Raw genomic sequence first — 13824 nt, forward strand, 5'->3', positions numbered from 1 at the left:
CGCCCCGCCGGCATCGACGGTCAGTTCTCTTCGAACGCCTCGAGGGGCGGGCACGCGCAGATCAGGTTGCGGTCGCCGCCGGCGCCGTCGATGCGGCCGACCGGGGCGAAGTACTTGTCCTGGTGGTGGGTCTTGCCCGGGAAGGCCGCCTGCTCGCGGGTGTACGGGCGGTCCCACTCGGTGGAGACGACGGCGGACGCGGTGTGCGGCGCCCGGCGCAGGGGGGACTGGGCGAGCTCGAACTCGCCGGCACCGACCTGGTCGATCTCGGCCCGGATCGCGATCATCGCGTCGATGAACCGGTCGATCTCGCCGAGGTCCTCGGACTCCGTGGGCTCGACCATGAGCGTGCCCGCCACAGGGAACGCGAGGGTCGGGGCGTGGAAGCCGTAGTCGATGAGACGCTTCGCGACGTCCTCCGCGGTCACGCCGGTCCTGGCCGTGAGCTCGCGCAGGTCGAGGATGCACTCGTGGGCCACGAGGCCGCCCTCGCCCGTGTAGAGCACGGGGAAGGAGGAGTCGAGGCGCTTGGCGATGTAGTTCGCCGCGAGGAGCGCGGACTTGGTGGCCTCGGTGAGGCCCTCGCCGCCCATGAGCTTCACGTAGGCCCACGAGATCGGCAGGACGCCGGCGGAGCCGTAGCGGGAAGCAGAGACGGGGATGGCCGTCTGGCCCTCGGCGCCGGTCCACTGGGTGGCGTCGCCCGGCATGAACGGGGCGAGGTGGGCGCGGGCCGCGACAGGGCCGACGCCGGGGCCGCCGCCGCCGTGCGGGATGCAGAACGTCTTGTGGAGGTTCAGATGGGAGACGTCGCCGCCGAACCTGCCCGGCTGGGCGAGGCCAACGAGCGCGTTCATGTTGGCGCCGTCGATGTAGACCTGGCCGCCGGCCTCGTGGACCGCGTCGCAGACCTGGCGCACGTCCGCGTCGTACACGCCGTGCGTGGAGGGGTAGGTGATCATGATGGCCGCGAGGTCCTCGCGGTGCTTCTCGATCTTGGCGTTGAGGTCCTCGTGGTCGATCGTGCCGTCCGATGCGGTGGCCACGACGACGACCTTCATGCCCGCGAGGACGGCCGAGGCGGCGTTGGTGCCGTGGGCCGAGGCCGGGATGAGGCAGATGTCGCGCCGGCCCTCGCCGCGGGAGGCGTGGTAGCCGCGGATGGCGAGGAGGCCCGCGAGTTCGCCCTGCGAGCCCGCGTTGGGCTGGATCGAGACCTGGTCGTAGCCAGTGATCTCCGCGAGGTCCGCCTCGAGCTCGGCGATGAGCTCCCGCCAGCCGGCGGTCTGGGCGTCCGGCGCGAAGGGATGGATGCCGGCGAACTCCGGCCACGTCATCGACTCCATCTCCACCGTGGCGTTGAGCTTCATCGTGCAGGAGCCGAGCGGGATCATCGTCCGGTCGAGCGCGAGGTCACGGTCCGAGAGGCGGCGCAGGTAGCGCAGCATCTGGGTCTCGGAGCGGTAGGAGTGGAACACGGGGTGCGTGAGGTACTGGCTCGAGCGGAGCATGGCGGTCTCGAGCTGGAAGTCCGCGGTGGCCCGGCTGTCCACGCCGTCGCCCGCGGCGCCGGCGCCGAAGACGCCCGCGACGATCGCGACGTGCTCGGCGGTGGTGGCCTCGTCGCAGGAGATGCCGACGGTGTCGGCGTCGACCAGGCGCAGGTTCACGCCCTGCTTCTCAGCCTTCTCGACGATCGCGGCCGCGCGGCCCGGCACGGTGGCCGTGACCGTATCGAAGAAGCTGCGGTGCGCGAGCTCGACCCCGGCGCCGGCGAGCGCCGTCGCGAGCGAGCGGGCGTGCGAGTGGGTGCGCTGGGCGATGGCCTTGAGTCCCTCGGGACCGTGGTACACGGCGTACATCGAGGCGACGATCGCGAGGAGGGCCTGCGCGGTGCAGATGTTGGAGGTGGCCTTCTCGCGGCGGATGTGCTGCTCGCGAGTCTGGAGGGCCAGGCGGTAGGCGGGCATGCCGGCGTCGTCCTTCGAGACGCCGACGAGGCGGCCGGGGAGCTGGCGCTCGAGGCCCTTGTGGACGCTCATGAACGCGGCGTGCGGGCCGCCGTAGAACAGCGGGACGCCGAAGCGCTGGGCGGAGCCGACGGCGATGTCCGCGCCCTGCTCCCCCGGGGACTTGATGAGCGTCAGGGCGAGGAGGTCGGCCGCGACGGTGACGAGCGCCCCGCGCTCCTTCGCCTCGGCGATGAGCGCGGTGGCGTCCGTGACGAGGCCGGAGGCGCCCGGCTGCTGGATCACGAGCCCGTTGATCGGGCCCTCGGGCAGGCCCTTGGAGAGATCGGCGACCTCGACCTCGAAGCCGAGCGCCTTGGCACGGCCCTTGACGATCGCGATGGACTGCGGGAACAGGTCCGCGTCCAGCACGGTCCGCCCGTTCGCCGCTTCCTTGTTCTTGTTGGCGCGCCGCATCAGGAGCACGGCCTCGGCGACGGCAGTCGCCTCGTCCAGCAGCGAGGCGTTCGCGATCGCCAGACCGGTCAGGTCCGAGACGGCGGTCTGGAAGTTCAGCAGCGCCTCGAGCCGGCCCTGCGAGATCTCGGGCTGGTAGGGGGTGTACGCGGTGTACCAGGCCGGGTCCTCGACGATGTTCCGGCGGATCACCGGAGGGGTGACGGTGTCGTAGTAGCCCTGGCCGATCATCTGCACGCGCAGCTTGTTCTTGGAGGCGAGACCGCGCAGCGTTGCGAGCGTCTCGGCCTCGGTGAGGGCGGTGCCGAGCGAGAGCGGCTTGTCCTGCTTGATGCTCTCCGGAACGGCGGCAGCGGCGAGGGCGTCCGCGCTGTCGTAGCCCACGGCGTTGAGCATGTGCTTGATGTCTGCTTCGCGGCGGGCACCGATGTGCCGGTCGACGAAGGCTGCGGGGGAAAGGTCCGTCACGGGGAACTCCATCAATCAGGCCGGCCCGGCCGGGCTGGCTTTTGACTCCAGTTCCTCCCCGCTCTGTATGGGACCTGAGAGATTCCGCCGGATGGGATCCGGCTTGCACCGTCGGTGAACGTCCGGTGAAGGACGCTGCTTTCCAGAGTTGCCTTGCCGCAGCGGTACAGGTGCCTGAGAGATTCCTGGGGAGGTGTTGCTCCTACGGCGCCTGCTTGCTCTTGCTCGCAGGACTCTCCCGCCGCAGATCAGAGGCTGTGTGTTCAGTTGTCGAAGGCCGGGCGCGTGCGGACACGCGGACCCACGGCTTGCCCTTCCATTGTGCTATGCCGGAGGTCACAGGGGCAAATGCCTCCGGCCACATGGACGCGCACCCCTTCATCTGGGGGTCACCTCCTGGAGGTCACCTCCCGCGGGCTGCCGACTGCGGCCGCGGTGCCGTGATGCGGAAGGCCCCCGATCCGGGTGGATCGGGGGCCTTCCGTGGTCGCCGCCGGTCAGCCGGCCAGGCGTGAATGGTCGCGGTGCAGCCGCTCCTGCGCCGCCTCCGTGGTGTGCCTGATGCCACGGAATGCACCGAGCATGAGGGTCGCCCCGAACAGGGCGACCACGGCCATAGTGAAAAGCAGCGCTCCCAGCGCCACGGTGCCGAAGAACACGGCAGTCTGAAGGTTGAACTCGAACATCGCTCCACTCGCTCCGCGCCCCTCCCATAGGGGCCCACCCCCTATTCTGACGGCCCGCGATCCGCGTCACCGCGCGGAACGCCTGCTACGCGATGTGAATTCGCCCACACCTCTCGCCCGCGGCGCTCCGAGCACCCCGGAGCGCCTAGTTGCAGGAGCCGCCGCCGGTGCCGGACACCGTGGCGCCGACCCCCAGAATTCCGATCTGGACGGTGGGCCGGCTGCTCGTCTGATCCGGGGTGCACGTGGTCGGGACCGGCGAGGGCCCCGTCTGGGAGCCGCCCGACGTCGGCGACGGGGCGGCCGCCGGCGGAGCCTGGCCAGCAGGGGCGGAGCGGGCCGGGGCGGAGCGGGCCGGGGCCGCGGGCTGCGTGGAGGCGGACGACGGCGCGGGGACTGGCTGGGCGGGAACCGGAACCGGCTGCGCGGGGGCCTCCTCCGGGGCGGGGGCTGCCGGCTGCACGGGGCTGGCAGCCGGGACCGCCCCGGCGGCCTGGTCCGACGCAGCGGCGCTGGGCGGGGCGCCGATGGCAGAGGACGAGGCGGAGGAGGTCGTGGACGATGCCCGCATAGCCGGTACTGCGCCGGACGGGACTGTGGGCACCCCGCTGTCCTGCCGCGGGGAGGTCGCCGTGGGGTGGGGCACCGGCCACACGCTCACGATGAGCTGGAACGAGAGGACGGCCAGCGAGAGCAGCGAGGCGCCCCCGGCGCCCCAGACGGCGCCAGCGGGGACGACCGCCGAACCGGCCGAACGCCGCGCCCGGGACTTCCAGAGCACCGCCGTGCCGAGCACGACCGCCGCAGCAACGAGGACGAGTGCCGGGACAGTGGCCACGCCGAGGCAGACGAGGGCCAGTACCACGGCCAGCAAGCCCCACGGCGTCCGCCGGGGCGTCCCCTTCCGGGCTCGGCGCCGACGGGGCGCAGCGTCCCGCCCGCGGCGGCCCCGGAGCGCCCGGGGCGGTCCCTCGGTCAGCGGTTCCTCACGCTCCGCCATGGGCAGCCTCCCACTCCTCCCGGAGAACTCCGTACACGACGGCGTCGTAGAGTTCGCCGCGGACCTGGCGCGCCTTCCGGTGCCTCGCCTCGAGCGTGAACCCGAGCTTCTCACCGACCCGGCACATGCCCGAGTTCCCGCTCCACGTCGCGAAGTCGAGGCGGTCACTGTCGGTGGAGGCGAAGAGGTGGCCGGTCCACAGGCCGAGGGCCTCGGTGCCGTAGCCGCCGGACCAGCGGGCGGGGTCGTAGACGGCAAGCCCGAGCCGGCGCCACGGAAGGAGCCGCGTGCCGTCCTCGGCCTCGGGCCCCGGGCGCTCCTCCCAGTACCACGACACCTGGCCCATGAACTCGCCCGAGCCGGCGTCCACGATCGCGAGGTGCTCGCGCACCGGCGGCCACCCGCCGTCGGCCGCGCGGGCGAGGAGGCCATCGCACCAGCCGTTGGCTCCCTCGGCGCTCCAGCGCCCGTAGAAGGGGCCGTCGTAGAGCTGCCATTCGTGGACCCCGGCGGGAGGCGGCACGATCCAGCGGCGCAGGCCCTCGACGTCGTCGGGCGTCCAGTCCCGCAGGGCCACGCGGGAGCCTGTCAGGGTCACGGGAAAATCCATCCGCACTACCCTACAGGCCCCTGCTGGCGCGCCCAGCCGCCCGAGCGCCGTCAGCGGGCGAGCCCTGCCCTCCTCAGCGCGTCGGCCAGCGCGGTGTCCGCGGCCGGCTCGGCCTTCCCGCCTCGCTGGCCGCCGCCGTTCTGGTTCCGGCCGCCCTGGCTGCCGTCGCTGCGCGAGCCGACATTGCTGCCCTGGCCACCGCGGCTGCGCTGGCCGCGGCCGGCCTGTCCGTCACCGCCGCGCTCGTCCCCGGGGCGCCCATTCCCGCCGGCCTGGTTCCCGCCGGCTCGGTTCCCGCCAGCCTGGGCTTCCCCGGACGCACGACGCCGGGCCTCGCCACCGCGGGCTCGCTTGCGTTCGCCGCGCTCGCCGCCCGGCTCGTCGTCCAGCCGCAGCGTCAGCGAGATGCGCTTGCGGGGAACGTCCACGTCGAGGACCTTGACCTTGACGACCTGGCCCGACTGGACCACCTCGCGGGGGTCGGAGATGAACTTGGTGCTCATGGCGGAGACGTGGACGAGGCCGTCCTGGTGGACCCCGAGGTCCACGAACGCGCCGAAGGCGGCAACGTTGGAGACGGTGCCCTCGAGGATCATGCCGGGACGGACGTCGTTGATCGTCTCGATGCCCTCCGCGAGGGACGCGGTGACGAATTCGGGGCGCGGGTCGCGGCCCGGGCGGACCAGTTCGGTCATGACGTCGCGGACGGTGGGCAGACCGAACCGCTCGTCCGCGAAGCGGGCGGGGTCCAAGGTCGCCACGCGCTCCTTCGATCCCCCGGCTGCCTCGAGGATGCGGGCCGCCAGCCCGTAGGCCTCGGGGTGGACTGCCGAGGCGTCCAGCGGCTCGGAGCCGCCGGTGATGCGCAGGAAGCCCGCGCACTGCTCGAACGCCTTGGCCCCGAGGCGCGGGACCTTCTTGAGCTCGGCGCGCGAGGCGAAGACGCCGTGGGCGTCGCGGTACTCGACGATGTTGCGGCTCAGCGTAGGGCCGAGGCCGGCGACCCGGGCGAGCAGCGCGGGCGACGCGGTGTTGACGTCCACGCCGACGGCGTTGACGCAGTCCTCGACGACGGCGTCGAGGCTGCGCTCGAGCTTGGACTGGGTGACATCGTGCTGGTACTGGCCGACGCCGATCGACTTGGGATCGATCTTCACGAGTTCCGCGAGGGGATCCTGGAGCCTGCGCGCGATTGAGACCGCGCCGCGCAGGGAGACGTCGAGGTCGGGCAGCTCGGCGGAGGCGAGGGCGGAGGCCGAGTAGACGGACGCGCCGGCCTCCGAGACGATGACCTTGGAGCCCCGGGGCAGCCCGAGCCGGGCCAGCAGGTCTCCGGCGAGCCGGTCCGTCTCGCGGCTCGCGGTGCCGTTGCCCACCGCCACGAGTTCGACGTTGTGGCGCCGTGCAAGCTTCTCCAGGACGGCCAACGACTCGTCCCACTTCTTCGCCGGCGCGTGCGGGTACACCGTCGCCGTGTCGAGGACCTTGCCCGTGCCGTCGACGACCGCGACCTTCACCCCCGTGCGCAGGCCGGGGTCGAGGCCCAGCACGGCCCGGTTCCCAGCCGGCGCGGCGAGGAGCACGTCGCGGAGGTTGGCGGCGAAGACCTTCACCGACTCCTCCTCGGCGGCGTCGAAGAGCCGCGCCCTGAGGTCGGACTCGAGCTTGGCCAACAGCCTGCCCTGCCAGGCGACCCTGACCGTCTGCGCGAGCCACTTCCCGGCCGGGGTCCCGGCGCCGCCGTGCACGCCCAGCGCACGCGCCACGGCCGCCTCGTAGGCCGCCCGCGCCTCGGACCGGGCGGCCTCGTCCCGCGGATCGGCCTCGGCGATCTCGAGCGACAGGGCCCCCTCGCGCTCGCCGCGCAGGAGCGCCAGGACCCTGTGGCCCGGCATGGCGTCGACGGGCTGGACATAGTCCTCGAAGTCGGCGTACTTCCCCTCCCCGCCGGCGCCGCCGGCCTTTGCGGCGGAGCGGAGGCGACCGCCCCGGAAGAGCCGTTCGCGGAGGTCAGCCACGAGCGCGGCGTCCTGCCCGACACGCTCGGTGAGGATCGCCCGGGCGCCCGCGAGCGCCTCGGCGGCGCCGGTGATGCCCTTCTCCTCGTTGAGGTAGGCCTCCGCGAGCGCATCGAGGTCCTGGGCCGGGTCGGCGAGGATCGAGTCCGCGAGGGGCTCGAGACCGGCCTCGCGAGCGATCTGGGCGCGGGTGCGCCGCTTCGACTTGTAGGGGAGGTAGAGGTCCTCGAGCTCCGACTTGGTCGCGGCGGACAGCAGCGCAGACTGCAGTTCCTCGGTGAGCGCTCCCTGCTCGGCGACCGCGGCAATGATCGCGCGGCGGCGGTCCTCGAGTTCGCGCAGATAGCGCAGCCGCTCCTCGAGGTCGCGCAGCTGGGCATCGTCGAGGGTGCCGGTGGCCTCCTTGCGGTACCGCGCGATGAAGGGCACGGTCGCGCCGCCGTCGATGAGGCCGACCGCCGCCTTGACCTGCCAGGGTGCCACGCCGAGCTCGGCGGCGATGGTCCGGGCGATCGCCTCGGCGGTCTCCGCTTCCCCCGGCGGGGCGGGCAGGGCGGGGGACGGCTGGGCCAGGGAGGTCTCGGTGCTCACGGTTCTACTGTGCCCTATCCCTCCGACAGCCGTGGTCATCGGCCCCCCACACCCCACGTGGCGATGGCCCAGAGGACGCCCGGACGGCCGAGGTCCACGAGCGAGGTCCCGACCCCGACGATCGCGTAGAGGCTCACGGGGACGAGCATGAGCCATTCCCGCCAGGAGCCCGCATCGCCGAGGACGGGGATGCTCAGATGCCCGCCGCGCCGCCAGACCCAGCGGATGATCGGGGTCTTGTGCATGAACTTCGGCCTGCGGAAGCGGAAGGGCCAGACCAGGTTGCAGCCGCCGGTCGTGAGGAGGTCCCCGGCGATGTGGACCGCGCTCCCGATGCCGACGGCCAGCGGGAACCAGTCCTGCCGGTCGGGGGCGCACAGCGCCACGAAGACGGCCAGCGGCACGGCCAGGATCCAGGGCAGCTTCTGGACGCCGTCCGGCAGGATCCCGAGCACCTTGGCCGCGAAGGAGACCAGGAGCAGCGAGACGAGCCCTGCGCCCAGGTACACGGTTCCCCACAGCGGCGTGTGCAGGGTCCAGTGCCCGGCGAACCACGCGAGGGTCACGAAGCCGGCGATGCCGACGAGCGAGTGCGTGCCGTTGCGGTGGCCGCCCGCGATGGCCCCGATTCCCGCGCACACCGCATTCGAGACGGGTGGGAGGGACTGGGCGATGGTCGCGCTGCGGTGGTCGGCGTCGGGCAGGAGCGCGGCCCCCGCAGTGACGAGCGCACCGACAACGACGCCGACCGGCGAGGCCTCGAACAGCGGCCACCCGAGGTCGAAGGCGACGTGGCCGAGGCCGAGGGGCGCGGTGGCCGCGGAGAGGTCGAAATGGACACGGGTGGTCAGCGCGACCCAGGCTGCTGCGCCACAGGCCGCGTGGTGGGGCCCCATCATGCTGCGGGACCCTCCCGTCGGAGACGGGACGGTGGAACGGTGGTGCTCACGGGACGGTTCAGGCCTCGCAGGAGGCGCAGGCGCCGGCGTCGAGGTCGGCATCGCTGAGGACCGAGCCGCAGTCACGGCACCACGCGTGGGATGCGAGGTCCAGGCAGTCCGCGCAGCGGTGCTCCTCGGACTCCGCGAGGCCCCTGCCGCACTCGGCGCAGTCGTCCTCGCGCCCGGGGACCCGACGGTCAGGGTCGAGGGAGTGGGTGCCGGTTCCGTGAAGGTCCGGGACCGGCGTCAGGACCATTGCTGTGCTCATGCTTCGAGGCTAGGCAGGGGGTCCGACATTTCTCGCACACGCCCTCGGAGAGTTGCGGATTGGGCAGGCGTAGGCTGGCGCCCATGGCGAGATTCTTCGATGTGCACCCGGTCGACCCGCAGCCCCGGGCGATCAGCCAGGCCGTGCAGATCCTGCGCGGCGGCGGACTCATCGCGTACCCCACGGACTCCTGCTACGCGCTCGGGGCGATGATGGGCAACCGCGAGGCGCTGGAGCGGATCCGGCAGATCCGCCACCTCGACGACAAGCACCACTTCACCCTCGTGTGCGCGGAGTTCGCCCAGCTCGGGCAGCTCGTCGAGATGCCCAATGACGTCTTCCGGGCCATCAAGGCCGTCACGCCCGGGCCGTACACCTTCATCCTCCCGGCCACCCGCGAGGTGCCCAAGCGCATGCTCCACCCGAAGAAGAAGTCGGTGGGCGTGCGCATCCCGGACAACGCCGTGGTACGCGCCCTGCTGCGCGAGCTGGGCGAGCCGCTGCTGTCCTCGACCCTCCTCCTGCCCGGGGAGGAGGATCCCCTCACCGACGGCTGGGAGATCAAGGAGCGGCTCGACAACGTGGTCGACGCGGTCATCGACGCCGGCGAATGCGGTTCCGAACCGACCACCGTGGTGGACTTCACCTCCGGCTCCGCCGAGATCGCCCGTTACGGGGCCGGGGACCCGAGCCGGTTCGAAGAGGCCTAGGCCAGCCGGGCCCGCACGATCTCGCTGACGGCCTTGCCGTCGAAGCGGCCCGCCACGACGGCGGTGACGGGCTTCATGACCTGGCCCATCTGCCGGAGGGAAAGCTCGGCGACGTGCGCCCTGAGCGCGGCGATGGCGTCGTCGACGATCCCCTCGACCTCCTCGCGGGTGAGCGGCTGCGGCAGGTATGCCTCGATGACCTCGGCCTCGGCGACCTCCGCCGCAGCGCGGGAGTCCTCGCCGGCGGAGGCGTAGATCTCGGCCGTCTCGCGCCGCTTGGAGGCCTCCTTCTGCAGCAGCGAGGTGACCTGGGCGTCGTCGAGCGTCACCGGGGTCTTGCCGGACTTCTCCCGCGTCTCGATCTCGCCCAGGACGTTGCGGACCGTGGTGAGTGCGGTCCGGTCGCCGGACTTCATGTGCGTGACGAGGTCGGCCTGGAGCCGCTCCTTGAGCGTGGACATCGGGCACCTTCTTCTGGGGACGTCGTGGGATGCGGCGCGCGGGCGACCGCCTGCCTCAAGCGTAGGCGCTCCTACAATGGAGGAAGGCCAGCAGGAGGCTCCCGTGGGACGCAGGCACTACAGGGTCCGGCACCGGCGGCGCATCGGCCAGCCGAGGCGCCTTGAACAGCACCGGCGCGCTGCGGCTGCCCCGCGGCCCCGCTCCGCCCGGCAGGAACGGCAGGAGCCGCAGGAGCCGCAGGAGCCGCAGGCCGTCCTCGAGTGGGCGGCCCTGAGGAGGGTGCAGCCCCTCGCCCTCGCCGCCCTCGTGCTCAAGTGGCTCCTCATCGCACTCCTGTGCCTGGCAGTGCTCGACGTCGCGCGCACCGCCGGGGTGCCGATAGTGCTGATCGTCCTCGTCTGGGCGTGGTCTGCGGCCGTCCGGGGGCGCCGCCGGTCCGGCTACCGGGCACCGGAACGCGCGCCCCGGGACGCCCAGCAGGCCGCGCCCCGAAGCGACCCGCCGGCGGCTGCCGCCGGGCCGCCCCGCGGCAGCCCCTACGACCTCGAGACGTACCTGCGGCGGCTCGGCGAGGACGGCTCCTGATGGCACGCCCGGCCCTATCCGACCCCCTAAGCTGGCGAACATGGCCCGAGTCCTGAACGCAGCCGCAGTCCTCGGGCGGCTTGTCGCCTTCGTCCTCGTGAGCGCGGTATGCGGCGCCCTCGTGGCCGGCATCTTCATGCCGGTCGCCGCGGCGGCCTGGGGCACCACCAACGGCACCGTCCAGTTCTTCGACAGCCTCCCCTCGGAACTCACCGTCACGCCCCCGGCGCGCGTGACCAGCATCGTCGCTGCCGACGGCTCGCCGATTGCCTCGCTCTTCAGCGAGAACCGGACACCGGTGGGGCTCGATGCGATGTCCCCCGACGTGAGGAACGCGATCGTGGCCATCGAGGACTACCGCTTCTACGAGCACGGCGGCGTGGACACGACCGGGATCCTCCGGGCCGTGATCGCGAACCTGCGCGGCGACCGGCAGGGCGCGTCGACCCTGACGCAGCAGTACGTGGCGAACGTCCTCAAGGAGAACCTGGTCGCCCAGGGGCAGGATCCCACCGTGGTGCTCAACGGACAGAAGGACCTCGGGGACAAACTGCGGGAGATGAAGCTCGCGATCGCGCTGGAGAAGAAGTACTCCAAGGACGAGATCCTCGCCGGCTACCTCAATCTGGTCTTCTTCAACCAGAACGCCTACGGGGTCCAGGCTGCGAGCCGGTACTTCTTCTCCGTGGACGCCAAGGACCTCACGCTCCCCCAGGCCGCCCTCCTCGCCGGAGTGGTGAACGGGCCCTCGGTCTACGACCCGACCGCCCATCCTGACGCCTCGGTCCAGCGCCGCAACCTCGTGCTCGACGCCATGCTCAAGCACGGCTACGTGACCCAGAAACAGCACGACGACGCCGTCGCGTCCCCGCTCAAGCTCAAGGTCAGCCCGCCCCGTCAGGGCTGCGCCTATGCCGCCCAGGCGCAGTACTTCTGCGACTACGTCCTGCACGAGGTCCTCAACGACCCGGCCTACGGGAAGACCCCGGACGACCGCTACGCGACCGTCACCCGCGGGGGCCTGACCATCACCACCACCCTCGACCCCCGCCTGCAGGGCCCGGCGCAGGCCCAGGTCGATGCGACCGCCGGCGCCAATCCGGACAAGTGGGGCACGTCGCTCGTGACGGTCCAGCCCGGCACGGGCAAGGTCCTCGCCATGGCCCAGAACACCCGGATGCTCCCGGGCCAGGGCCTCGGCTTCGTGACGAGCTACAACTTCAACGTCGACCGTACGGACGCGCACGGCAACGACCTCGGCGGGGCGGGCGGGTTCCAGCCGGGCTCGTCCGCGAAGCCGCTGACGCTCACGGCGTGGCTGAGCGAGGGCAAGCCGACGGACGAGAAGGTCAACGCCGCCCAGCGCCGCTACCCCCTGAACCACCCGTGGCATGACACGTGCGCGAAGGTCACCGGGGCGTACGACGACACGACGGCCCGGCCGCCCTGGAACACGGCGCCCGACCTCCAGAACGACGAGCCCAACTGGTACCGCCCCATGTCGGTGCGGGAGGGCATCTACCAGTCGATCAACACCGCCACCTTCGCCTCCGCCGCAGGCCTGAGCGACTTCTGCGACATCCAGCGGGCGACCGACGCACTGGGCATGCACGACGGCGAGGGCGGCGGCAAGAAGCTGGACATGTCCACGCTCGGCAATCTCCTGGGCGGTATGAACGTGTCCCCGCTGACCATGGCCTCCGCGTACGCGACCTTCGCCGCCAACGGCACGTACTGCACGCCGAGGTCGATCACCTCGGTCAAGGATGCCCAGGGCAACAAGATCGGTGGCCAGTCGAAGGACTGCCACGAGGGCGCGGTCAAGCCGGACGTCGCCAAGGCCGTCACGAACGTTCTCCAGGACGTGCTGACCAAGGGCTCCGGCTACAACATCAAGGACACCGCGGGCAAGACCATCAACCTGGGGGTGCCGGACGCCGCCAAGACCGGCACCAACCAGTACAACAGCGAGACGTGGCTCGTCGGCTACACCCGCGGGCTCTCGACGGCCTCCTACTTCGGCGAGGCGCTGAAGAACCCGGAGGACCACCTCGGCCGGAACGTGTACGTCAACGGCCGGTTCTGGCCGGTCATCGACGGCGCCTACATCGCCGGCCCGCAGTGGGCGTACTACATGCAGAAGGCCGTTGGCCTCTACAGCCACGGCGCCTTCGACGCGCCCCCGCCGAGCCTCGTCAGCGGCGACAAGCACCAGGACCAGAAGAAGTAAGCACCGCGTGGGGCGGGCGGACGACGGCGGGAGGCGCCCGCCGTCGTCCGCCCGCCCCGCGCCGGGGCCGCGCTCAGGCGGCGAGGGTCGCGTCGAAGAGGGCGCGGAGCTCGCGGAAGTGGCGCTCCGTGGCCTCCTCGTTATAGGCGGAGGTGTCCGCCATGGAGTAGCCGTGCGAGGCGCCGGGATAGATGACGTTGGACGCCTCGAGTCCGGCGGCTTCGAGGGCCTCGCCCAGACGGGCCACGGCCTCGGGGGCCATGCTCCGGTCGTGGTCGGCGTGGCCGAAGACGAAGCGGGCCCGGGCGCCGGGGAGGCCGAGGTGCGGGCTGTCGGCGTCGTCCGTGGCGAGGCCGCCGCCGTGGAAGCCGCCGCACGCGGCGACCTCGGGGTGGGCGTTCGCGGTCCGCACGGCGAGGCGGGCACCCATGCAGTAGCCCGTGACGCCGATGGGGCCCTGGGCCACCCCGTCGAGGGAGGCCAGGGCTGCGGTCCAGGCGTCGATGTCCGGCAGCGCCTTGTCTGCGGTGAGCCGGCCGACCCGGGGGAACGCCGCCTTGCCGGCCTCCTCGCGCCCCTCGCCGGTGGTCATGTCGAGGGCCGGGGCGAGCTCGGCCACGCTGCCCTCGCGGTAGAACACGTTCGGAGCCAGGACCACATAGCCCCAGTCCGCGATGCGCTGTGCCATCTCGGCGATGCGGGGGCGGATGCCGAACGCGTCCATGTAGAGGATGACTCCGGGGAAGGGGCCCTCGCCGGCCGCGGGCCGGGCGACGAGGGCCTCGGCGGTGCCTTCAGGGGCGGGGATCTGAATCATCTCGGTAGACAT

The 13824-nt window shown here is 72.1% G+C and carries 12 protein-coding genes and 2 riboswitches; of the genes, 3 read left to right on the forward strand and 9 right to left on the reverse strand.

All coding sequences use genetic code 11. The annotated features are described in order from the left end of the window. Window positions 1-20 precede the first annotated feature (20 nt). The 7 genes from gcvP to J2W20_RS16105 all read right to left on the reverse strand — a co-directional run bounded on the left by gcvP (window position 21) and on the right by J2W20_RS16105 (window position 9008). On the reverse strand, window positions 21-2906 hold the full coding sequence (gene gcvP / locus J2W20_RS16075) for an aminomethyl-transferring glycine dehydrogenase (RefSeq protein WP_307007830.1): 2886 nt from the start codon (window positions 2904-2906) through the stop codon (window positions 21-23). 41 nt (window positions 2907-2947) lie between these two features. Next, a riboswitch (glycine riboswitch) is annotated at window positions 2948-3045 on the reverse strand. Between the two features lies 1 nt (window position 3046). After that, window positions 3047-3145: riboswitch (glycine riboswitch) on the reverse strand. A 246-nt stretch (window positions 3146-3391) separates the two neighbouring features. Further along, window positions 3392-3580, reverse strand: a complete 189-nt coding sequence (locus tag J2W20_RS16080) for a hypothetical protein (RefSeq protein ID WP_307007832.1) — start codon at window positions 3578-3580, stop codon at window positions 3392-3394. Between the two features lie 145 nt (window positions 3581-3725). Continuing rightward, window positions 3726-4418, reverse strand: coding sequence for a hypothetical protein (locus J2W20_RS16085; protein ID WP_307007833.1), 693 nt, complete (start codon window positions 4416-4418; stop codon window positions 3726-3728). Window positions 4419-4566: 148 nt separating this feature from the next. Next, on the reverse strand, window positions 4567-5178 hold the full coding sequence (locus J2W20_RS16090) for a GNAT family N-acetyltransferase (RefSeq protein ID WP_307007835.1): 612 nt from the start codon (window positions 5176-5178) through the stop codon (window positions 4567-4569). Window positions 5179-5240: 62 nt separating this feature from the next. Beyond that, complete coding sequence (locus tag J2W20_RS16095) at window positions 5241-7838, reverse strand: Tex family protein (protein WP_373458031.1); 2598 nt, start codon at window positions 7836-7838, stop codon at window positions 5241-5243. Continuing rightward, entirely contained in the window at window positions 7835-8698 is an 864-nt protein-coding gene (locus J2W20_RS16100; protein ID WP_307007837.1) for a metal-dependent hydrolase, read from the reverse strand. The genes J2W20_RS16095 and J2W20_RS16100 overlap by 4 nt, the downstream gene beginning before the upstream one ends. A 58-nt stretch (window positions 8699-8756) precedes the next feature. Then, on the reverse strand, window positions 8757-9008 hold the full coding sequence (locus tag J2W20_RS16105) for a hypothetical protein (protein WP_307007840.1): 252 nt from the start codon (window positions 9006-9008) through the stop codon (window positions 8757-8759). A gap of 83 nt (window positions 9009-9091) precedes the next feature. Between J2W20_RS16105 and J2W20_RS16110 the strand changes: the two genes are divergently transcribed. Further along, window positions 9092-9718 carry an L-threonylcarbamoyladenylate synthase gene (locus J2W20_RS16110; RefSeq protein WP_307007841.1) on the forward strand — a complete coding sequence of 209 codons (627 nt, stop codon included), beginning with the start codon at window positions 9092-9094 and terminating at the stop codon, window positions 9716-9718. Here the strand turns inward: J2W20_RS16110 and J2W20_RS16115 are convergent. Then, window positions 9715-10179, reverse strand: coding sequence for a GatB/YqeY domain-containing protein (locus J2W20_RS16115; RefSeq protein ID WP_307007843.1), 465 nt, complete (start codon window positions 10177-10179; stop codon window positions 9715-9717). The two genes, J2W20_RS16110 and J2W20_RS16115, sit on opposite strands and share 4 nt — an antisense overlap. Window positions 10180-10282: 103 nt before the next feature. On the opposite strand from J2W20_RS16115, the gene J2W20_RS16120 reads away from it, so the two are divergent. After that, window positions 10283-10765 (forward strand): hypothetical protein, encoded by a 483-nt coding sequence (locus tag J2W20_RS16120; RefSeq protein WP_307007844.1) that lies wholly within the window; start codon window positions 10283-10285, stop codon window positions 10763-10765. A 40-nt stretch (window positions 10766-10805) separates the two neighbouring features. Next, complete coding sequence (locus J2W20_RS16125; RefSeq protein WP_307007846.1) at window positions 10806-12995, forward strand: transglycosylase domain-containing protein; 2190 nt, start codon at window positions 10806-10808, stop codon at window positions 12993-12995. Window positions 12996-13068: 73 nt separating this feature from the next. Here the strand turns inward: J2W20_RS16125 and J2W20_RS16130 are convergent, their stop codons facing one another. After that, window positions 13069-13824 carry a dienelactone hydrolase family protein gene (locus J2W20_RS16130; protein WP_307007848.1) on the reverse strand — a complete coding sequence of 252 codons (756 nt, stop codon included), beginning with the start codon at window positions 13822-13824 and terminating at the stop codon, window positions 13069-13071.

The organism is Sinomonas atrocyanea, from assembly GCF_030812675.1.
In the GTDB taxonomy this organism is placed as follows: Bacteria; Actinomycetota; Actinomycetes; order Actinomycetales; family Micrococcaceae; genus Sinomonas; species Sinomonas atrocyanea_B.

Excerpts from the sequence above, each read along its gene's own strand:
- gcvP (WP_307007830.1), bottom strand. The coding sequence starts at position 2,906 with ATGGAGTTCCCCGTGACGGACCTTTCCCCCGCAGCCTTCGTCGACCGG.
- J2W20_RS16080 (WP_307007832.1), bottom strand. The coding sequence starts at position 3,580 with ATGTTCGAGTTCAACCTTCAGACTGCCGTGTTCTTCGGCACCGTGGCG.
- J2W20_RS16095 (WP_373458031.1), bottom strand. The coding sequence starts at position 7,838 with ATGACCACGGCTGTCGGAGGGATAGGGCACAGTAGAACCGTGAGCACC.
- J2W20_RS16100 (WP_307007837.1), bottom strand. The coding sequence starts at position 8,698 with ATGATGGGGCCCCACCACGCGGCCTGTGGCGCAGCAGCCTGGGTCGCG.
- J2W20_RS16105 (WP_307007840.1), bottom strand. The coding sequence starts at position 9,008 with ATGAGCACAGCAATGGTCCTGACGCCGGTCCCGGACCTTCACGGAACC.
- J2W20_RS16110 (WP_307007841.1), top strand. The coding sequence starts at position 9,092 with ATGGCGAGATTCTTCGATGTGCACCCGGTCGACCCGCAGCCCCGGGCG.
- J2W20_RS16115 (WP_307007843.1), bottom strand. The coding sequence starts at position 10,179 with ATGTCCACGCTCAAGGAGCGGCTCCAGGCCGACCTCGTCACGCACATG.
- J2W20_RS16125 (WP_307007846.1), top strand. The coding sequence starts at position 10,806 with ATGGCCCGAGTCCTGAACGCAGCCGCAGTCCTCGGGCGGCTTGTCGCC.
- J2W20_RS16130 (WP_307007848.1), bottom strand. The coding sequence starts at position 13,824 with ATGTCTACCGAGATGATTCAGATCCCCGCCCCTGAAGGCACCGCCGAG.